15 protein-coding genes are annotated in these 21,307 nt (G+C 38.8%); 4 read left to right on the forward strand and 11 right to left on the reverse strand.

Features of this window, described 5'->3' with window-relative positions:
• Positions 1-33: 33 nt before the first annotated feature.
• The 4 genes from AC27GZ_RS03195 to argC all read right to left on the reverse strand — a co-directional run bounded on the left by AC27GZ_RS03195 (position 34) and on the right by argC (position 4,136).
• On the reverse strand, positions 34-1,269 hold the full coding sequence (locus tag AC27GZ_RS03195) for an argininosuccinate synthase (protein WP_487093424.1): 1,236 nt from the start codon (positions 1,267-1,269) through the stop codon (positions 34-36).
• 38 nt (positions 1,270-1,307) lie between these two features.
• Positions 1,308-2,246 carry an ornithine carbamoyltransferase gene (locus tag AC27GZ_RS03200; protein WP_487093425.1) on the reverse strand — a complete coding sequence of 313 codons (939 nt, stop codon included), beginning with the start codon at positions 2,244-2,246 and terminating at the stop codon, positions 1,308-1,310.
• 66 nt (positions 2,247-2,312) lie between these two features.
• Positions 2,313-3,086 (reverse strand): acetylglutamate kinase, encoded by a 774-nt coding sequence (gene argB, locus AC27GZ_RS03205; RefSeq protein ID WP_487093426.1) that lies wholly within the window; start codon positions 3,084-3,086, stop codon positions 2,313-2,315.
• Between the two features lie 9 nt (positions 3,087-3,095).
• Positions 3,096-4,136 carry an N-acetyl-gamma-glutamyl-phosphate reductase gene (argC, locus tag AC27GZ_RS03210; RefSeq protein WP_487093428.1) on the reverse strand — a complete coding sequence of 347 codons (1,041 nt, stop codon included), beginning with the start codon at positions 4,134-4,136 and terminating at the stop codon, positions 3,096-3,098.
• A 323-nt stretch (positions 4,137-4,459) separates the two neighbouring features.
• On the opposite strand from argC, the gene argE reads away from it, so the two are divergent.
• Complete coding sequence (gene argE, locus AC27GZ_RS03215; protein ID WP_487093429.1) at positions 4,460-5,635, forward strand: acetylornithine deacetylase; 1,176 nt, start codon at positions 4,460-4,462, stop codon at positions 5,633-5,635.
• 125 nt (positions 5,636-5,760) lie between these two features.
• Here argE and AC27GZ_RS03220 read toward each other — a convergent pair whose 3' ends face one another.
• A complete protein-coding gene (locus AC27GZ_RS03220; protein WP_487093430.1) occupies positions 5,761-7,944 on the reverse strand; it encodes a TonB-dependent hemoglobin/transferrin/lactoferrin family receptor in 2,184 nt (727 codons plus the stop codon).
• A 188-nt stretch (positions 7,945-8,132) separates the two neighbouring features.
• Between AC27GZ_RS03220 and AC27GZ_RS03225 the strand changes: the two genes are divergently transcribed.
• From AC27GZ_RS03225 to cobN, 3 genes are read left to right on the forward strand one after another with little or no spacing between them, the layout of a single operon-like run.
• Positions 8,133-8,678, forward strand: coding sequence for a MotA/TolQ/ExbB proton channel family protein (locus AC27GZ_RS03225; RefSeq protein ID WP_487093431.1), 546 nt, complete (start codon positions 8,133-8,135; stop codon positions 8,676-8,678).
• Positions 8,678-9,022 (forward strand): DUF2149 domain-containing protein, encoded by a 345-nt coding sequence (locus tag AC27GZ_RS03230; protein WP_487093432.1) that lies wholly within the window; start codon positions 8,678-8,680, stop codon positions 9,020-9,022. Before AC27GZ_RS03225 ends, AC27GZ_RS03230 begins: the two co-directional genes overlap by 1 nt.
• 2 nt (positions 9,023-9,024) lie before the next feature.
• Positions 9,025-12,987, forward strand: a complete 3,963-nt coding sequence (gene cobN, locus AC27GZ_RS03235; RefSeq protein ID WP_487093433.1) for a cobaltochelatase subunit CobN — start codon at positions 9,025-9,027, stop codon at positions 12,985-12,987.
• 136 nt (positions 12,988-13,123) lie between these two features.
• Here cobN and fghA read toward each other — a convergent pair whose 3' ends face one another.
• The 6 genes from fghA to metL form a co-directional block, all read right to left on the reverse strand.
• Positions 13,124-13,975 (reverse strand): S-formylglutathione hydrolase, encoded by an 852-nt coding sequence (gene fghA, locus AC27GZ_RS03240; protein WP_487093434.1) that lies wholly within the window; start codon positions 13,973-13,975, stop codon positions 13,124-13,126.
• A 123-nt stretch (positions 13,976-14,098) separates the two neighbouring features.
• Entirely contained in the window at positions 14,099-15,223 is a 1,125-nt protein-coding gene (locus AC27GZ_RS03245) for an S-(hydroxymethyl)glutathione dehydrogenase/class III alcohol dehydrogenase (protein WP_487093435.1), read from the reverse strand.
• Between the two features lie 32 nt (positions 15,224-15,255).
• On the reverse strand, positions 15,256-16,374 hold the full coding sequence (locus tag AC27GZ_RS03250; RefSeq protein ID WP_487093436.1) for an acetyltransferase domain-containing protein: 1,119 nt from the start codon (positions 16,372-16,374) through the stop codon (positions 15,256-15,258).
• Between the two features lie 20 nt (positions 16,375-16,394).
• On the reverse strand, positions 16,395-17,765 hold the full coding sequence (locus AC27GZ_RS03255; protein WP_487093437.1) for a hypothetical protein: 1,371 nt from the start codon (positions 17,763-17,765) through the stop codon (positions 16,395-16,397).
• 124 nt (positions 17,766-17,889) lie between these two features.
• Positions 17,890-18,780: a methylenetetrahydrofolate reductase gene (gene metF, locus AC27GZ_RS03260; RefSeq protein ID WP_487093438.1), complete on the reverse strand. Its 891-nt coding sequence runs from the start codon at positions 18,778-18,780 to the stop codon at positions 17,890-17,892.
• Positions 18,780-21,302: a bifunctional aspartate kinase/homoserine dehydrogenase II gene (gene metL, locus AC27GZ_RS03265; RefSeq protein WP_487093439.1), complete on the reverse strand. Its 2,523-nt coding sequence runs from the start codon at positions 21,300-21,302 to the stop codon at positions 18,780-18,782. Before metL ends, metF begins: the two co-directional genes overlap by 1 nt.
• Positions 21,303-21,307: the final 5 nt, after the last annotated feature.

Below are 21,307 nucleotides of genomic sequence, written 5' to 3' on the forward strand. Positions count from 1 at the left end.
AAAAGTCACCTTACCTGAAAAGCAAAGTCATGCTTATTTTTCAGCGTTTTCATCAAGCGCTTTTAACGCTTCAATACGACTTGAAAGGCTGAATAAACGGATAAAGCCTTCAGCATGTTTTTGGTCATAAACATCATCTGCGCCAAAGGTAGCAAATTCTTCTGAATATAAGCTATTTGGTGAACGACGCTGAGTTGCCGTTGCTTGACCTTTAAATAATTTAACAACCACATCACCTGTTACTTTTTCAGCAAGTGAAGCTGCAGCAGCTAGCTGTGCTTTAGCTAATGGTGTAAACCAACGACCATCGTAAATGACATGAGAAAACTCTAAACCAATTGACTCACGGAATTTTAGCGACTCTTTATCATGAATAAGGGTTTCTAAGCCTTTATACGCCGCCATTAATACGGTACCACCCGGCGTTTCATAACAACCACGCGACTTCATGCCCACTAAACGGTTTTCAACAATATCAATACGACCAACACCATGTGCTGCCGCTTTTTCATTTAAGTACATTAACGCTTGATAAGGTGATAATTCTTTACCATCAACAGACACTAACTCACCTTCAACAAAGCTTAATGCTACTGTTTCAGGTGCATCTGGAGCATCCATTGGGTCAACTGTCATTGTCCAAACTTCTTTAGACGGCTCACACCATGGGTCTTCTAATTCACCACCTTCGTGTGAAATATGCCAAGCATTAGCGTCACGGCTATAAATTTTAGTTAATGAAGCAGAACATGGAATGTTACGCTCTGCTAAGTAGTCTAATAAATCTTCACGAGAAACCATGTCCCACTCACGCCATGGAGCAATAACAGTAAGTTGCGGTGCAAGTGCAGCAAAACAAGCTTCAAAACGTACTTGGTCATTACCTTTACCCGTACAACCATGACAAACCGCATCAGCACCAACTTTAAGTGCTACTTCAATATGTGCCTTTGCAATAATAGGACGCGCCATTGACGTACCTAATAAATATTGACCTTCATAAACTGAACCAGTTTTTAAAATGGGGTAAATATAATCTTTAACATATTCTTCTTTTAGATCAGCAACGTAGCATTCTGAAGCGCCCGATGCGATAGCTTTTTCTTTGATACCTTCTAGCTCTTCTTCGCCCTGACCTACATCAGCACAAAAAGCAACAACTTCACAGTTATCATAGTTTTCTTTCAACCATGGAATGATAGCTGAAGTATCTAAACCACCTGAATAAGCTAATACCACTTTTTTAATTTGTTTCTTTGCAATACTCATAATCTTTCTCTAAATTTATAAATTTGGTTATTAAATCTTTACTTGAATAGGCTTACTAAAACAGCGTTTTGTGCCCACATTCTATTCTCTGCTTGTTGAAAAACAACCGACATGTCGCTATCAAAAAGCTCTGTAGTAATCTCTTCTTCCAGGTGCGCTGGCTGACAGTGCATCACCACACTAGCATCAGCATTTTGCATAATATTATGATTCACTTGATAAGGTGCAAAATGCGCTAACAAAGCTGCTTTTTTACTGTCGTCTTCATCACCCATTGAAATCCATGTATCAGTATAGATAACATCTTGGCTACCCATGGCATTAATATCCGTGGTAATCGTTAATGTTGCCCCAGATTCATTAGCTAGCACTTGCGCCTTTTCAATAATATTTTGCTCTGCTTCATACCCTGTTGGTGTTACTAAAGTGAAATCAACACCAAGTGTAGCAGCCATAATCATTAATGAATTAGAAACATTATTACCATCACCAATGTAGGCTAACTTCACTTGCGCTATATCCGTTTTATTTAACTTAGGAAGTAGCTCAGTTAAGGTGACAAAATCAGCTAAGCCTTGGCACGGGTGGTAAAGATCACACAGTGCATTAATCACAGGCACACTGGCATGCTCAGCTAAACCTTGAATCGAATCATGGCTAAAAACTCGAGCTACAATTGCATCGGCAAAACATGATAAGTTTTTGGCATAATCACTTACCCGTTCACGCTCACCTAATTTACCGTTTTGCTGCCCTAAATAAAGCGCATGACCACCTAGTTTATTAATGCCCATATCAAAACTAACATGGGTTCTAAGTGAGGGTTTTTCAAAAATCATCGCAACTGATTTACCCGCTAATACCTGATTGTATTCAGCAGGGTTGCTTTTAATGGTAATGGCGAGTTCAATTAGCGCTAAAAGTTGTTGTTTGTTTAGCTCGTCATCGGCTAAAAAATTATTTAATGATAGTGACATAAGTATCTTCTTTAAAATGCGTTTTTGTCATTACTTTAACCCAGTAATATGACAGTTTATCTGCGACTAGTCAGGTTGAATTTGTGTGCCCACACCATTCCCAGCTAGTAGCTCGGTAATTTGCTCCGGCGATTGCCAACTAGCAACCGCGATACTTCGTCGTAATTGATTTGCCGCTTGCAATGCCGCATTCACTTTCGCTGTCATACCGCCAGCAATAACACCTTGCTCGATAAGATTCTTTGCCTGCTCACTATTTAGTGCTGATAAGTATTCGCCATCAGCACCTTTTACGCCGTTAACGTCTGTTAATAGTAGTAATTCAGCATTAAGCAACTGACAAATAGCTACCGCAGCATCATCAGCATTAACATTAACTAAATCACCGTTAGACAATGCGCCTATTGATGAAATAACAGGTAAAAAGTGGCTATTGAGTAATGCATCTAACAATTGACTTGATTTTGGGCTGGGAACACCAACCTCACCTAAATCTAGATCAGATTTAACACAAGCAATCATATCACCATCAGCTAATGATAAACCAACCGCTGGCAAGTTAATGCTATTGGCAGTCGAGACAATTGACTTATTAACGGTACCTGCAAGTGCACCACTAATTAACGCAATTTGCTCTTTTGGTGTTACACGCAGACCATGTTTTTTAACCGTCGTAAAATTCGCTTGTGCTAGCATTTCATCAACAACACAACCACCACCATGCACTAAGACCACTTTCGCATCGCTTTTAAGCTCAGCAATCACCACAAGTAACTTATGTAGTGCATCTTGCTTTTCTAAAATAGCGCCGCCAATTTTTATCACTAATGGTTTTGTCATCACTAGTTCCTAATTACTTTTATTTGTTGCTAACAGGCTGTATTCACTCGGTAAACCCAGTGAAATATTAAAACACTGTAGAGCTTGTGACGAGGCACCTTTAAGTAGATTATCTATAGCACAACTAACCACAACCACTTGCTTTTCTTCATCAACTTGCCAATGAACATCAGCAAATGGCGTATGGGCTACGTTACCAATTTGTGGCCAAGCATTAACGATACGTACAAGTGGCTTGTCGTGATAGGCTTGTTCAAATGCTAAGTCAACTTGCTTAGCAGTAACGCCTGCTTTTAACTGCATAGTTACCGTGGCGAGCAAGCCTCTTTTATAGGGTGCCAAGTGAGGATTAAAAATTACTTGTGCATTAGCTTCTTGAGAAATTTCAGGCTGGTGTCTATGTTGTAAAATATTGTATGGCTTCAAGCTCACTTCATTAAAGTTTGTGGCTAATGAAGCATTTCTGCCTGCACCACTCACACCACTAATACCGTTTACAACAATTAAAGAGTTTTCAATGTGTAAGTTATTACTGGTAATAGGTTTTAATGACAATAAACTTGCGGTTGGGTAGCAACCAGGCACTGCAATTAAATCAGTATTAGCAATATCGGTTTGTTGCCATTCTGCTAAACCGTATTTAGCTTGAGTTAAGGCATCAATATTGGCGTGTTCAAAACCGTAGAATGTTGGATAATCTTCGGCATTTTTTAATCTAAAACCGCCCGAAAGATCAAACACCTTAACACCAGCGTTAACAAAAGCTTGCGCCCAGTCAGCACTGAACTCGTGTGGAGTAGCAAAGAAAACAACATCTAAATCTTTAACAGCATTGTCGAACCACTCTTGAGAAAAAGATTGCAGGGGTACATCACAAACACCCTGCCAGCGGCCATGTAATTCGCTGAAAAGTTTTCCACAGGAAGTAGAGTTTTCCGACACAACAAGATGTTGTATTGAAACTTTATCGTGTTGGCATAATAAACCAACTAATTCGGCACCGGCGTAACCACTTGCACCAATTACGGCAACTTTTTTAACTTCTGACACAACATAAACCTTATTATTCAAATTCTTAAAACGATATAACCAATCTCTTATAACTAAAGCATCCAAGAGATAAGAAAATAATTATCTATCGTCGTCGTATTCCTTGAACAATTAGCATTACAATGTCCTCACATACATAAGTCAACTCAACATGCGATAAATGAGATATAAGACATGTTGAAAAGCCTTAAGTATAAAAAAGTAGCCTTAAAAAAACAGGTTATTTACACTATTATGCGCAATTTACCAGTTAATGGGTAATTATGCAACTAATAAGCATAACTATTTAAGTTTTTGTTCGATTTCTTTTTTGGATGGTATATATGTCACAATTGCCTAACTTCTCTCAATCCTTAACGCAATTAATTGCTTGCCCTTCTATAAGTTCAACTCAATCAAGTTGGGATCAAGGGAATTTAAAAGTCATTCAATTATTAGCGACATGGTTTGAACAACTTGGCTTTAGCATTGATATTCAAAAAGTACCTTTGCCCCATAAAGGTGGTGAAAATAAATATAATTTATTAGCTAAATTGGGAAGTGGTGAAGGAGGCTTATTGCTTGCTGGTCACAGTGATACCGTGCCTTTTGACGAAAAGCGCTGGCAAAGTGATCCCTTGAAAGTAATCGATAAAGATGACAAGTTTTATGGTTTAGGCACTTGTGATATGAAAGGTTTTTTCGCGTTTATTTTACAAGCTTGTAAAAACCTTGATGCTAAAAATTTAAAGAAACCACTATACATACTAGCCACCGCAGATGAAGAAACAACCATGGCAGGTGCACGCTTTTTTGCTAAAAGCCAAGCGGTTAAACCTGATGTTGCCATCATAGGTGAGCCAACGAATTTAGTACCTGTTGTGATGCATAAAGGGCACATGTCACATCGCATAAGTGTGCAAGGGCAATCAGGTCACTCAAGTAAGCCAAGCTTAGGTGTTAATGCCATTGAAATTATGTACCAAGTCATTGGTGAATTAATTAATTTACAAGAAAAATTCAACCTCAATTACAAAAATGAAGCATTTGACGTACCTGCGCCAACATTGAATATGGGCGCCATTAAAGGCGGGGATAATGCGAATCGTATCTGTGGTTATTGCGAACTAGATCTAGACTTACGTTCACTGCCGAGTATGAGTGATGATGAATTATTGCATTGGCTAAGTGAATCTTTAAAACCCCTTGCTGAAAAATACCCCGGACGAATAAGTTTTGAAGAGTTACACCCTAGTTCACCAAGTTTTGAACAAACTAAACATGAGCATGATGAAAATTGCTTTGTCAGTATCGCCGAGGAAATTAGTGGTCATCAATGTTGTGCGGTTAATTACGCTACCGAAGCACCTTATATTCAACAACTAGGCTGTCAAACCATAGTGCTAGGGCCAGGTTCAATTAATCAAGCGCATCAACCTAATGAATTTTTAGCTCACAGTGAAATTGAAAAAACCAATACTCTATTAGTCGCTATGATCCAGCGCTATTGTTTAACTTAAACCAGCTTAGATAAACTTAGTTGTAATAATCGTTAACTGTTTCTATATCTTTAGACAAATACGAACACAAAAAAAGCAGCTCACCTTAAAAAAGGTTGAGCTGCTTTTTTGATACTTACCTTTAATTAAAAAGAGTATTTAATTGAAGCAGCAAACACTCTACCTGGTTCAGTAGAAAAATCTAATGACTCGCCTACTTCATGGCCTGCTACATTGTTATAACGAACAAACTCTTTATCCAGCAAATTAGTTACTGATAAGTTAAAGCGTAAATCGTCAGTGATTTGCATATTAAACATCCAATCAACACTGCCGTAACCGGCAACTTCTGCATCGCCGTCATTCACTTTATCCATTCTGTCAGCCCAGTTTACAATTAACTCTGTTGACCAGCTTTCACCTTCGTAATTAATACCCACATTACCTGATAATGGGCTTATGCTCTGAATATAGTCTCCGGTTTCATCATTAGTACCATCTTGATATGCCGCATTAACAAAGATGCTGGTACTGTCACCTAATAAATACTCTACCCCAATCTCTGCCCCTTTAATGGTAACAGCATCAATGTTTTGATATTGATAAAGGTAAATATCAACTTCTTGACCAGTGTATGGGTTAGTGTACTTTTCAGTGCCAATAAAAGCGGTTTCTAAGAAGTTATCGTATTGAGAATAGAAAACTGCTGCATTGTAAATGAAATCTCCTTGATGACCACGAAGACCTAACTCTAAGCTATCACTCTCTTCTGGTGCTAAATCATCACCTGCTGGAACAAGTTTATAACCATACAAAGAGTTGTCATGGTCAATATAGGCTAAATCATAAGCAGGTACTTTAAAGCCCTGACCATATTGCGCAAACACTACCGCCATATCATTAAACTTATAAAGAGCACCCAAATTTACTGAAACGTGACTTTCATCATAGCTTTTATAAAGAGAGCCATCTTCTTTTGTCGCACCGTTTGGATCCATTTCATACATATCAAAACGAGCACCCGGTGTGATGACTAAATCACCATCAAGTAGGCTAATTTCGTCATTAATAAAGAGACCTGCACGAAACACTTCAGTTTCAGGGAATTTATCATCAGATTGTGGATAACCAGGTTTAGGCGTTCCTTCAACTGAATAGAGTTTTTCTAATTGACGAGTAGAAGTAGACTTTTCGATATCTAACCCGTAGCCCAAGGTATTCATGTCATTTAATTTAATACTAGCGTTAGATAGCAAACCAATAGTATCTTGCTCATAAACGCCAGTATTCCACATATCTCTTAATTCAATCAGCGGAAAACCGAAATTGGCATTGATATCTATTTGGCCATATTCAACGTCTGTTTGTTTTGAGTTATTGGCGTAAATTGATACATTAGCCACGTCAAAAATAGCGGTACCACTACTATTGTGATAGCGAAGCTGGAAAGACTCGTTCGTTTTTTCACTCGTGCTATTTTCAGTAACTATGTCATAGCCTGGTAAGCCACGGAAATATTCCAATAAGCCATTAGCACTGTCGCCATCAACGTCTTGCTGCCATAAATCAGCACTAAAACTTAAGAAATCGTCGTCATTAATATTGTACTTAGTTTTGAATAAAACACTGGTTGAGGCTATATCAAGCGCAGGCTTAGTACCGTAGTAATTTTGTTGCTCTTCACCGTCACGTACATTGAGATTAAGCAAATGCTCAAAGTCACCTGTTTCCAGTGCTAGTGTAGCGCCAATATTTGCTTGCTCACCGTCACTGTTGAAACCTAGCTTTACATCACCAGCAAACTGCTCACCCTCTTCTAAATAGTCACTCGCATCTTTTGTAGTAAATACCACAATACCTGCTAAAGCATCTGAGCCATATAACGATGATGCGGCACCTTTAGCAATTTCTACTTGCTTTAAGGTATCAGTTTCAACAAAGCCACGACCCACAATATCGTTTTGGCCGTTAGCACCATAACCTTCATTCATACGCATGCCATCTTTGATCATTAAAACACGATCACCACCCATACCACGTACAGTAAAGTTTTGTGCGCCGCCTACTGAGCCTGTCACAGTCACGCTTGGATCATATTTAAACAGCTGATTCATATCAGTAATAACTTGCTGTTCAAGATCTTCTGAAGTCACCACTGAAATACTACCAGCAACATCTTTAAGTTGTTTTTCAGTACGAGATGAACTGATCACAATCACTTCTAAATCTTCAACAATATCATCTGGAACATCTGCGTAAACGTTATTAGGTAAGGCAATAAATGATGTCGAAATAGCAAGTGCTAATGCGGATTTTTTTATAGATTTCATGTTTTTATTCCTGTTTAGGTACTTAAATACAAATCTCAGACAAACAGGACAATTTAGACTGAGACTATTGAATGCGGCGATCATACATAACCCGTACAAATTATACAAATGATAATTATTATTATTTGCATTACTATTTAAATAATATAAAATGCGCACCATTGAAGTACTAATGAGATGTAATAAACATGAATATCCAAACCCTTGAAGGCTTAATGGCCGAAATTTCCACGTTTTTAATGGCGCCTGTCATTATTGCCATCGTATTGCTATTAATTTATGCAATTTTCATCATGGGGAGATTTGCTTCTCAATATACAGTACGTAAAAAGAATGCTTTGCGTTATACCAGACTAATAAGTCAGCAAGATGCCCGCCATTTACCGGGTTACCCTGTACATAACTATTTCATTGCTAATCCACAAGCTTGTGAAGATGAGCTTGAAGTTTTTGCACTGAAAAAGTTAGAAACATTACGTATTGTTACGCGTATTGCGCCAATGCTTGGTTTGATCGCTACTATGATCCCGATGGGACCTGCCCTACAAGCAATGGCTGATGGTAACATTCAAGGTATTAGTGAAAATCTCATTATCGCTTTTGCCGCGGTTATTTGGGGTTTAACAATTTCTACTCTAACGTTTTGGCCTGCATCAGTTAAAAAGCGCTGGTGTGCTCAAGAATTAATCAACATTCGAAAATTGAAAGGGCAACAATCTGGAGAGGCTATCTAATGCGCTTTCTTGATGAAGATGAAGATCTAAACCCAATAGTCAGTGCCGTCAACTTAGTTGATGTTTTTCTGGTCATTATTGCCGCCTTATTAATTGCCTTAGCGCAAAGCCCTATGAATATTTATTCGTCTGATGATGTCACCGTCATAAAAAATGCTGGCAAACCCAATATGGAAATGATCGTTAAAAAAGGCAAAGAAATTAAACAATATAAATCTAATGGTGCTATTGGCAGTGGCGAAGGCTCTCGAGCTGGCGTCGCTTATAAAATGGCAGACGGAAGTTTTGTTTATGTTCCTGAAGGTAACAAAGCAGCAACCAATGCTGAACAAGGAAACAATTAATCGTGCGTATTCTTATTTTACTACTATCCCTATTCACTTTTATTGCTAATGCTGCTGATAAGCCGCAAGTACTTATCATGCTGTCAAGCCATGTCTCAAAGCCTAAAGGGGATTTACTGCAAGCGTTAGCAAAAGATCAACCCTTTGAGTTAGTTAACTTTGATACTAAGGGCAAATCTGAAGAAGAAATTAACGCTAGTTGGTCTCAAGCCAGTTTGATACTACTTGATGGTATTAATCCAGCATTATCAAAATTTATGTTTGCTAAGTATCAAGGGCATCTTACCCAGTTCTCACAGGTGCCTGTTGTTTCATTAGGTGATATTGATAATCCATCAATGAACCAAGGTTTGTCAGACGATCAAAGAATCATGGTTGGAAAATATTACAACAATGCTGGTCGAAATAACTACGCTAACTTAATGAATTACATTGCCGTTGACGTGCTATCGTTAACTGATGATGTGAAAGTTGAGCCGCCCTTTATTGTGCCAACCGTCGGCTTATTTCATGATAACTTCCCGGGTGGTGTTAGTGATGACGAACAGGCATTTTTCAGCTGGCTAAGCCCAGAAAAAAATCAGCCAGTTGTGGCGGTAGGTATTCATAGAAGTACAATAGATTACGAGCAAAAACAAATCGTTAATGCCATTATTGAAGGGTTAGAAGGTAAAGGCGCTAAAGCATTTGCTTTCTTTTTTGAGGGTGAAGATCAACCTCTTGATTACACAGACTTACTACTCGACAAAGAAAATAAACCTCGTGCAGATGTGCTGATTAACTACCGTTCATTACACTATGTTAGCAAGCGTCGAGCAGAGTTTGAAAAAATCGGCGTACCTGTCATTCACGCCTTAAATTATAACGATGGCGATGAAGCCGCATTTGAACAAGATCATGCTGGCATTTCTCCCTCTTTAACGCCATTTTTCTTAGTCATGCCTGAAGATACCGGTAGTACAGATCCAACCATTATTGCCGCCAAGAAAGATGGCACAAAAGTGGTGATGTCTGCTCAACTTGACGCCTTAGTCGAACGTGCCTATAACCATGCATCCCTAGCTAAAATTGAAAACGCCAACAAAAAAGTGGCGACATTTATTTGGAACTATCCTCCAGGTGAGAAAAACATCGGAGCAGCATTTTTAGATGTACCTTCTTCTATCGAGCAAATAGTGAAAGCTATGAAAAAAGAAGGCTATAACGTTGATGTTAAAGAAGCTGAGTACCTTATAGAATCAGCGGGCAAGTTGTTACGTCCTTTTTATCGTGGTGAAGAGGTGAGTAACTTAATTGAGCAAGGTTTAGCCGATTATTTACCCCTTTCAACCTATCAGCAATGGTTTTCAAAATTACCTGAGCATGTACAAAAGCCGATTAATGAGCGCTGGGGTACACCAGAAGAAAACAACTTATTAACCGATCATAATGGTGAGCAAGCGTTTGTAATCCCTCGCATGAAATTAGGTAACTTAATTGTGCTACCGCAAGGTATGCGTGGTAAAGATGCCAAAGAACATGGCGCCCTTTATCACAGCACTAAAACCCCAATAAATCATGCCTACATGGCTTTTTATCTTTACGCTCGAGAAGTATTTGGCGCCAATGCCTTTATTCACTTAGGAACACACGGCTCGCAAGAGTGGCTAAGTGGTAAAGAGCGTGGGTTATCAGTTTATGATGCACCTAATTTAGCTATTGGGAACTTGCCAGTATTTTACCCTTACATTATTGATAATGTCGGTGAAGCAATGCAGGCAAAACGCCGTGGTCGAGCTACTATGTTAAGTCATTTAACGCCAGGTTTCGCTAAAGCAGGTTTGTATACAGAAGTAGCAAAACTGAATGAGCTAATTAGTAATTACTTAATGCTTGAACAAGGGCAAACCAAACAAAACACCCAAGACAATATTGTTACCTTAGCCGATGAATTAAACATTTTAACCGACTTACAGTTAACACAAGAGCAGTTAAGTAACGACTTTGAAAATGGCATTATTAATATTCAAGATCATCTAAATGAACTTGCGCAACAAAGCCAGCCGCTTGGTGTACATACCTTTGGCTTGTTACCTGAAACCGCGCATTTATACACAACGATTTTACAAATGTTAGGTAATGAATTTACCGACTTAGCTGGTGAATATGAACAACAGCATGGTTTATCATTACCCAGTGAAGCTCAACTTGATGAGCGTAGTGTTCGAAACCTTGAAGCTTTATCTGGTTTTCAGTTATTAAAAAGCTACTTAGCTGGAAACAATACTCTACCTGACTTATCAGAGCAGTTAACAAAAGATCTGGCGCAAGCTAAAATTTACTGGCAGAACTTTCAAAATATTGCCGAAACTCAAAACTTAATCCGTGCGCTCAATGGTGAATATATTAAAGTGAGCCACGGTGGTGATCCTATTAGAAACCCCGCAGCTGTTCCAACAGGACGTAACCTAATTGGTTTTAACCCAGCTAAAGTGCCAAGCAAAGAAGCATACCAAGCTGGCGTTACCTTAATGGATCAAACCATTGCTGATTACTTCGAAAAACACGGCCGCTATCCTGAAAAACTCTCATTCTCACTATGGTCACTTGAAACCATGCGACATCAAGGCGCTCTTGAAGCGCAAGTGTTACACGCCCTTGGTTTAAAACCTAAATGGAACCAACAAGGTAATGTCGTTGGTACTGAGGTTATTGAATATAAAGATCTTGGCAGACCAAGGATTGATGTCACCATTACTGCAACGGGTCTTTATCGTGATGCTTTCCCTAATGTGATGTTATGGTTAGCAAAAGCCATTGATAAAGTGGCGAAAATGAAAGAAGAAAACAACTTTGTTTATCGCCATGCCAATGCTTTAAAAGCAGAATTATTGGCAAAAGGTAAATCAGAAGAAGATGCTGACTATTTATCTTCTATTCGCATTTTCTCTAATGAAACTGGTAATTATGGTACGGGTTTAGCGGGTGCCAGTTTAGCTTCTGATACTTGGGAAGATGACAGCAAATTAGCTGATTTATACTTGAAACGTATGGGCTATGCCTTTGGTAGTGATGAAAAACGATGGAGTGAAAATGTTGCCGACACTGAGCTTTACTCAAAAGTGCTTTCTGGTACTGATGCGGTGATCTTTTCTCGTTCAACAAACCTTTATGCCTTAATGACCAATGATGATCCGTTTCAATACTTTGGCGGTATAGGTTTAGCTGTACGTCATTTAGATGGTAAAACGCCTGAAATGTATGTCTCTAACTTACGTAAAAAAGACAATATTAAAGCACAAACCATGGAGCACTTTTTAAATCAAGAAATGCGCAGCCGTTACTTCCACCCTCGTTGGATTCAAGCGATGCAAGATTCTGGTTATGCCGGTGCAACAGCTATTCTTGATCGTATGAATAACATGTGGGGTTGGGAAGTGATGACTCCTGAAGCCGTGCGAGATGATCAGTGGCAAGAGTTCTTTGAAGTATACGTAGAAGATAAGTATCAATTGGATATGCGTGAATTTTTTGAGCAAAGCAATGCTCATGCCCTCGCGCAAATTATTGAGCGTATGCTAGAAGCAGAGCGTAAAGGTTATTGGAAAACTGACGAGAAAACCATTGAAACCATGGTGAAAACCTACGCCGAACTTGCTAAAGAGTTCGATGTAGTTACCGACAACGAAAAGTTTAACGACAATCTTAAAGCGCAAGCAGCCGGTTTTGGTTTAACCGCGTTATTACCTGATAGTATGCAAGCTGAGCCACAAGCAGCGCCAGAGCAACCAAGTTCAGCTCAAGCACAAACTGAGCAAATATCAGGACAGAAACTGGAAGAGCAAGCCAATCAAGTTGATGAAATTGAGGAAGATTATACTTGGCTATATATCTTGCTACTGATCTTTATCGCAGGTTTTATCAGTAATTTTATAAAGCCAACGCCTAAAAAGAGCCAAGTTATAGAACTTAAAAAAGCGGCTTAGTATTTAACATGATTAGTTATTTAAGACGCTATTCTAACTAAGCTTAACTCATGAAACTGATGCCAGTAAATCGCCATTAAGCGTTTTACTGGCATATTCATACGCTAACAATCAGTATTGCCCAAACTTCCAACCATCAAAGCATATGTTGTTTATGAAACGATAAATGCTGTTCGATAAAACTGGCAATAAAATAATAACTATGATCATAACCCTGCTCTTGCACAAAATGTAGCGGGTACGCTGAACTTTCAGCAGCACTTACTAACGCACTTGGCATTAATTGCTCAGCAAGAAAATCATCATCACTGCCTTGGTGCACTAAAGCAGGTATTCTTTGTTGTGCTTTCGCCATTAATATACTGGCATCATAAGCTTGCCAACTTACTTCATTATCACCTAAATACTGACTAAAGGCTTTTTTCCCCCATGGCACATTGATTGGGTTACAGATTGGGCTAAAAGCAGAGACAGATACATATTTGTCAGGATTTCTTAGCGCTAAAACTAAGGCGCCATGTCCCCCCATAGAATGACCGCTGATTGCCTTTTTATCAGTGACCGGAAATTGCGACTCAATCAATGCCGGTAACTCAGTTAACACATAGTCATACATTTGATAATGCTTATCCCAAGGTGCTTGTGTGGCATTAAGGTAAAAGCCCGCACCATGACCAAAGTCATAAGCACTGTTTTCATCATCAGGCACATCGTCGCCTCGTGGGCTGGTATCAGGTGCAACTATCGCCATCCCCAACTCCGCTGCCATTTTTAAGGCGCCAGCTTTTTGCATAAAATTTTCATCAGTGCAGGTTAACCCAGACAACCAATACAGTACCGGCACTTTATGATTTTCATTGGCCTGTGGCGGTAAGAAAATTGCAAAACGCATTGCACAATTTGTACTACTCGCTTGATGGCTATATTGATAATGCCAACCATCAAAAGCTTTAGTTTTACTGATTAGGTTAATGGTTTTTTGATTCATAAAAATGTTTACTTACACGTTTAGGCGACAGCCGCAAGACTTTCGCCTAGTAATAAAAAGTTAAAAACTAAAAGGATTAATTAGTCATTGTTGAATGAGTAATGGCTAACTTAAAAGCGCTCACTAAAAGTGAATAACAGAGCGAATACTCTTACCTTCATGCATTAAATCAAAGGCTTCATTAATGCTTTCTAAATCCATAGTGTGAGTAATGAAGTCATTTAATTTAAATTCACCCGCCAAATAGCGTTCGACATAATCGGGGAGTTCACTGCGGCCTTTCACACCGCCAAACGCTGTGCCTCGCCATACTCGCCCAGTAACGAGTTGGAAAGGCCTTGTTGATATTTCTTGCCCTGCACCAGCAACACCAATAATAATCGACTCTCCCCAGCCTTTATGACAACATTCTAATGCTGAGCGCATCACATCAACATTACCAATACACTCAAAAGAGTAATCAACGCCACCATCGGTCATTTCAACAATCACTTCCTGAATAGGCTTATCAAAGTGCTTAGGGTTTATACAGTCTGTGGCGCCAAGCTTTTTAGCTAAGGAGAATTTAGATTCGTTAATATCAATGGCAATTATACGGCTGGCTTTCGCCATTGCTGCGCCAATAACCGCTGACAAGCCAATACCACCTAAACCGAATATAGCAACAGTATCTCCCGCATTTACTTTAGCGGTATTCATTACCGCCCCCATACCTGTAGTTACACCACAACCCAGTAGACAGACTTCTTCAAGCGGCGCTTGTGGATTCACCTTAGCTAAGGATATTTCTGGTAATACAGTATATTCAGAGAAGGTTGAGCAGCCCATATAATGATAAATAGGTTTACCATTTTGATAAAAACGTGTCGTGCCATCGGGCATTAAACCTTTACCTTGAGTTTCACGTATTTTTTGACACAGGTTAGTTTTCCCCGACAGGCAAAACTTACATTCACCACACTCAGGCGTATATAAAGGAATAACATGATCGCCAACACTGACACTCGTAACCCCTTCACCAACTTGCTCAACTATACCACCACCTTCATGCCCTAAAATAGCCGGAAAAATACCTTCAGGATCTTCACCTGACAAGGTAAAAGCATCGGTATGGCAAACCCCTGAAGCTATTATTTTAACCAATACTTCACCTGCTTTAGGGAGCATAACATCCACTTCTTCAATAGATAATGGCTTATTTGGCCCCCATGCAATGGCAGCTTTTGACTTAATAAATTGTGTGGTCATCAGAGTTCCTGTGTTAGTCGTCAATTATCGCGCTATAAATATTTTAGCCAAATTGAATCTGGGTGCTTTGCTTTAAAACCTCTATACCATAAACAAAACGGATAAAGCAGTAACAGCATAATAAAAGTAATTAAGTAGGTTGTGGGTAAATCAGTGAATTTTTTCATATCTGCAAAATTTGCAGTGCCAGTTAAAAATAAGCGATGCACTAAATAAAACATCATTGAGGTTTGGCCAAAAACTAACAACACGCCATTTGCTCGTGTGCCTATGAATTTTTCTACCTGTATCATCATCGCTAAAATAACCGCCATCAAACCGAGTTCAAGAAACATAAAACTTGCTGAAGGTGGGTACTTACTTACATGAAGCCATTGTTGCCAACTAAAGTCCCCTCGATATAAGTGCATGTTGCCATAACCATTTAAATAACGGATAACAACAAAAGCGATCAAAGCTGCACTACCGGTAATAAATAATAATTTTGCCGGTGATATTGTTGTTTTTCCTTGACCATAATCCAAAATATAGCGACCGAACACCCAGCCTATGATCATGACCGACAACCAAGGAACAAACGCATAGGAAATACTTAATTCGGATGTATAGTATTTGGCAAAAAATAACGCTGATAGTGCAGACTGACTAGCGACATCAAAATTCCAAAATAGACTAGTTACCCACTCGCCACCTAAAATCCAAGCAAAAGCTATTACTAATAAAGTTGAACTGGAAAAGCGACGAAAAAGTGCCATACACATCATAGCAATGCCTATGGCATACAGTACTTGAAAGGTGAACTTTCCACCAAAAATAGAAATTAAAGTGGGATCTAATATCGCAATAAACGCACCACGAAATAAAATATCTTTATCGATGGCCTTGCCATCAAAGCCTTTACTCACTTTTCGCTCAACACTAATGGCCAGTGCTGTACCGGCTAAAAAAACAAAAACCGGGGCACAAATATGACTTATCCAGCGGGTGAAAAACTCAAATGCGGGTAATGGCGTACCAACTACATAGTTTGCTGCAGAATCTTTCGCTAAATGATCAACATTATAGGCCATGGAAACATGGTCTAAGACCATAATAATCATCACAAATCCGCGCATCCAATCGATAGATGCAATACGTTTTGATCCTGCCATTTTATACTCCCTAATAAAATTTATTGTTCTTCTTTATTCCACAGTTTTTGGTTTGTTTTTACTGAAAAGAACTCATTAGCATGCCAACAGCGAGGTAATAGATCTAATTGTTGTCGCTCTTGATAATTAGACGATAGTAACTCAAGAATTTCATTTAAGCGCTCTTTACTTAATCTAGCGACTTTTTTAGCCATATGTGGGAAATATAAATTATTTTTCTTTTTCACTTCAATATTATGCCCATAACCAATAAAGGTTAGTTTTCTGGTAGCAATACGACACAAAGGCTGTTCAGGAACAGGTGGGTAAAGCCTATTTACAATAGCGTACTCATAACAGTCACCCTGCATGCCTGCTTCATCTTCAGGCATATAAATAACCCCGTACCCTTGAGGGAACATGCCCGTAATTTGATACAATGCATCAACAACCTTTTGGCTACAGGCGCCTAGTTCAGCATTTTTATTGACCACCTGAAAAACTTTAGGGAGTACTTTATAGTTATAGCTCTCTTTTGTTGAAAAGATAATAGAAGTGTAAATTTGAGGGACTTTTAATAAATTGCCAAGCCCTTGTTTTGGCTGAATACTCGATTTCAATAACGTTTGAGCAAACAGCAACTTAGCCCGTTCATCAATAACAAATTGATCTCTCTCTTCTCGAGAATTACCCACATACTGCATAACACCTAGGCCTTCAGTCAGGTAATTTAACGTTTGCTTATAATTTAATTGTAATAGTTTTTTACGCTGTTCAACGTCAAGGGTTCGATAGGGGTTTTGACTTTTATCTGCACCTAATAATATTGCTTGTGCTTGAGGATGATAATTACCAATATCTTGTAATAATGCAGCCATTATCAATGGAATTTTAACTTGCTCATTAAAGCGTTGTCTCGCGCCACTATCAAAGTCTGTATACGCAATATCAGGATATTCATCCAGTATACGGGCAATATTGCTATCATTGACTTCATTATCAAGCAGTAATCTATCAAGCAATCGAAGTGATAAAACGGCTTTATACAGGCTTTTACATTGTTCGTTATTATCCGCAACTTTACTGCCTTCTGTCGGACTAATAAGTTGAATAGTTCCTAATAACTGTGCTGACTTTCGATTGGTATCTTCAAAGTCATCACCTTCACAAAGCTCTAGAATTTCATAACATATTGCCTTTAAGTGACCAGTACGTTCCGTCTGTTCTAACCCCTGTAACGTCGATTTTTCTTCGCTTTCTTGCGTACTATTTTCAGTGAATTCTTGAGCATCAAAGTAAGCAATAGCGCGTTCAAGTATTGAGTCTTTTAATTTACTGCGACCGTAAATTTTAGCCAATAATACTTGGACTTGATAGGTATAGTGAGTTTGAAATGCAGAACTTTTAGCCATTAATTCGAAAAGTTATTTTAGGATAAAGGCTAATAATGCTAAAAAAAATAGCACTTGGCAACAAGGAAACTAAGGTAAGTATTAAGCAGAGAATCGTCAGCTTGATACTTACCTGTGATGGTCATTATTTTTGTGGACGAATACCTAGTGTATGACAAAGCGCATAGGTAAGCTCTGCTCTGTTTAAGGTATAAAAATGGAAGTTCTTCACCCCTTCACGGTTAAGTACTTTCACTTGCTCCATGGCAATGTTGGCACCTACCATACGACGCGTCATTTCATCATCTTCTAGGCCTTCATACATTTTTGTCATCCAGCCTGGAACATGAACATTAGTTAAACCGGCAAAACGTTCTAAGGTTTTATAGTTAGTAACCGGTAAAATGCCCGGAATAATTTCAACATCGATACCAATAGTGACACAACGATCTCTAAATCGTAAATATGATTCAATATCGAAGAAAAACTGGCTGATAGCACGGTTAGCGCCGGCATCAATTTTGCGTTTTAGGTTTAATAAATCAAACTGTGGGTTTGGCGCTTCTGGGTGCCCTTCAGGGTAAGCAGCAACAGAAATATCAAAATCAGCTACATCACGTAATAATTCCACTAAGTCAGAAGCATACATGTTTGGCTTTTCATCACTGTTAGGTAAATCACCACGTAAAGCAACAATATGACGAACACCACTAGCCCAGTAATCTTTTGCAATTTGAATTAATTCTTCACGACCCGCATCAATACAGGTTAAATGTGGCGCGGCAAGTAAAGCGGTATCTTTTTGAATACGCTTAATAATTTCATGTGTTCTATCACGTGTACCTGATCCAGCACCATAAGTAACAGAAACAAAGCTTGGCTTTAATGGCTCTAAACGTTCAATAGAATTCCATAAAGTCGTTTCCATTTCAGGAGTATTTGGCGGGAAAAACTCAAATGAAACTTGAATATCTTTACTGATTTCACTCAAACTACGGTTTAGTGACTCCACTTGTCTGGCATGACTATAACTCATTAATTTATCCCCTTTATTTTTACCTGTTGTTGCTTGTGAGCTAATTGCTGACAAATGTTGACTAAATCTGAATGTAATCCACCGGCAGTAACATCACGCCCTGCACCTGGTCCACGTATAATTAATGGGTTTTCTTGATACCACCCACTAGTTATTTGAAAAATGTTATCGCAAGGCGTCAAACTAGCAAAAGCATCATTTTTCGCTAACACCTCTAAACTGACTTTTGCGCTAATTTTTGCTGCTTCATCAACAGAAAATCGAGCGACATAACGGATACAGCAATCCTTGGCATTAGCCTCGGCTAAAGCCGTTTCAAAAAATTCATCTAACTCATTAGCTCGGGCTAAAAAGGCTTCTGTACTTAACCCTTGTAATGCTTCTGGTACCAAGTTTTTACAATCAATATCTTCTAAAGATAATTCAAAGCCAGCCATACGCGCTAAAATTAACAATTTTCGTTGTACGTCTCGTCCAGACAAATCTTCACGAGGATCAGGCTCTGTAATACCCTGCTTTAACGCATCAAGAAGTAACTCAGAGAAAGCAGTAGAGCCATCATAGGTTTCAAATAACCACGACAAAGTACCGGAGAATATACCCGCAATAGCGGTAATATTATCGCCACTATTATTCAAATCATTAATGGCGTAATTTATAGGTAAACCTGCTCCAACCGTAGTGTTACCTAGCCATAAACTCTTATTTTCATCGGCAGTATTTATTAGCTGATTATACTGTTCAGTGCTTGATGATGCAGCCCATTTGTTGGCACCTATAATATGAATTCCTTGAGCAAGGAAATCTTGATATAACAAGCTAAACTCTTCGCTTGGGGTGATATCTACCACAATTAATTCATCATAAGGGTGGTTTGTTAACCAAGACAGTAATTGTTGATAATCGTAATCTTGTGCATCTTCTGCAAATAAGTTCAAAGCCTGATTAACATCGATGCCGTCATTATTAATTAAAGCTTTTTTAGACGATAATAAGCCAACTAAATGAATATTTTCTAAGGCATAAACTCTGTTTAGCTGCGCGGGTAACAACTCAATAAAACGCTGACCTATGTTACCTAATCCCGCGACAACTACGCCTATATGACGGGCATCTTTGGTCATATCATGGTGAACATTATTTAATAATTCAGTGCTACAAGGCTGCGGTAAAATAGCAATAAAACTATGGTTATTTTCACTGGCTAAAATAGACAGCGGTTGGGCACTTTTTAATGCACGATTAAAACGAGCTTTAATATCACCACGCTGAGCGACTTTATGACCAACAGTCGCGATAATAGCTACTGGTTGAAATTTCACTTGAATATGTTGACCAGCGACATATTGTGTTAATAGCTTTTGTTGCGCTTGATGAATAACAAACTGAGCCTGTTGCTCATTCATACAAATAGGCTCAAACACTTGTTGAATTTTTTGCAGCACTTCCGCCGAGAAACTTTCCGACTCAACAAGTAATAAGTCATTTAAATAGGTAACAGACAGTTCTTGTTTTGCGATTTGACCAAACTTACCAATTTCTGTCCCAACAACCTGTGCGTCAAAGCTGCTTGCCACGTGCAAATGACAGTGATGATTAATGCTTTCATTCACTAACGGTGTCAAGGTTTTAGCATGTAAAACAGGGTTACCTAGTCTACCTAATTCTTTCGCCACACCATTGGGTAAACGATGTAATTTTCTTGCCGTTGGCACAATGCGAGGATCCGCACTGTATATGCCATCAACATCTGTCCACAAAGTGACATTTAATGCTGCTACTAAAGAAGCCATTATAGTGGCTGAATAATCACTGCCATTACGACCTAAAGTGCAGGTTCGCCCTTGAGCATCACGACAAATATAGCCCGTAATTACCGCCAGCTTACCAAATTGTAGTCGTTGCTTAAGTTGTGCAGTACTGAGTGACTGATCAACACAACAGCTTTGTTCGTTATCAATCACTAAAAAATCACGAGAGTCAATGCTATTGCTCGGGCATACTTTTTCATTCAGCAATGCTGATAGTAAACGTGCCGACCAAATTTCACCGAAACTTAAAATGTCATTATGATGACTGGCTAAATCACCCGTTAACCAAGTCGTTAAGTGTTCAAAGTCATAACTTAATGCTGAAATTAACTGTTGTGCATAACTTGGCTTTAATAGTTGAGTTATTAACTCCGTTTGTGCGGTTTTCAAATCAGCAATAGCTTGCATTAATGCTTGATTATCATTATTTGTAGCTGCGCTACTTTCTTCACTTAAAACTTCACTCGCTAATGAATATAAAGCAAACAACTGATCAGTTGTTTTACCATTAGCAGAAACCACAATAATATCGTTTAACTGACAATGCTGTTGAATAATGTCAACTACACGCACAATGCACTCAGGTGTAGCTAATGAACTACCGCCAAATTTATGTACATGAATAGCATGTTTTGCTAATTGATTTTCAGCTTGTTCATCGGCACTAAATTCAAATTGCCAATTACCCGCTTTTGTCACTATTTGGGTCATTTATT

This window comes from Colwellia sp. SU-HH00943 (assembly GCF_057546125.1).

Bases quoted from the DNA above. Each gene is read 5' to 3' on its own strand.
- AC27GZ_RS03195 (WP_487093424.1), bottom strand. From the start codon at position 1,269: ATGAGTATTGCAAAGAAACAAATTAAAAAAGTGGTATTAGCTTATTCA.
- AC27GZ_RS03200 (WP_487093425.1), bottom strand. From the start codon at position 2,246: ATGTCACTATCATTAAATAATTTTTTAGCCGATGACGAGCTAAACAAA.
- argB (WP_487093426.1), bottom strand. From the start codon at position 3,086: ATGACAAAACCATTAGTGATAAAAATTGGCGGCGCTATTTTAGAAAAG.
- argE (WP_487093429.1), top strand. From the start codon at position 4,460: ATGTCACAATTGCCTAACTTCTCTCAATCCTTAACGCAATTAATTGCT.
- AC27GZ_RS03220 (WP_487093430.1), bottom strand. From the start codon at position 7,944: ATGAAATCTATAAAAAAATCCGCATTAGCACTTGCTATTTCGACATCA.
- AC27GZ_RS03225 (WP_487093431.1), top strand. From the start codon at position 8,133: ATGAATATCCAAACCCTTGAAGGCTTAATGGCCGAAATTTCCACGTTT.
- AC27GZ_RS03230 (WP_487093432.1), top strand. From the start codon at position 8,678: ATGCGCTTTCTTGATGAAGATGAAGATCTAAACCCAATAGTCAGTGCC.
- fghA (WP_487093434.1), bottom strand. From the start codon at position 13,975: ATGAATCAAAAAACCATTAACCTAATCAGTAAAACTAAAGCTTTTGAT.
- AC27GZ_RS03245 (WP_487093435.1), bottom strand. From the start codon at position 15,223: ATGACCACACAATTTATTAAGTCAAAAGCTGCCATTGCATGGGGGCCA.
- AC27GZ_RS03250 (WP_487093436.1), bottom strand. From the start codon at position 16,374: ATGGCAGGATCAAAACGTATTGCATCTATCGATTGGATGCGCGGATTT.
- AC27GZ_RS03255 (WP_487093437.1), bottom strand. From the start codon at position 17,765: ATGGCTAAAAGTTCTGCATTTCAAACTCACTATACCTATCAAGTCCAA.
- metF (WP_487093438.1), bottom strand. From the start codon at position 18,780: ATGAGTTATAGTCATGCCAGACAAGTGGAGTCACTAAACCGTAGTTTG.
- metL (WP_487093439.1), bottom strand. From the start codon at position 21,302: ATGACCCAAATAGTGACAAAAGCGGGTAATTGGCAATTTGAATTTAGT.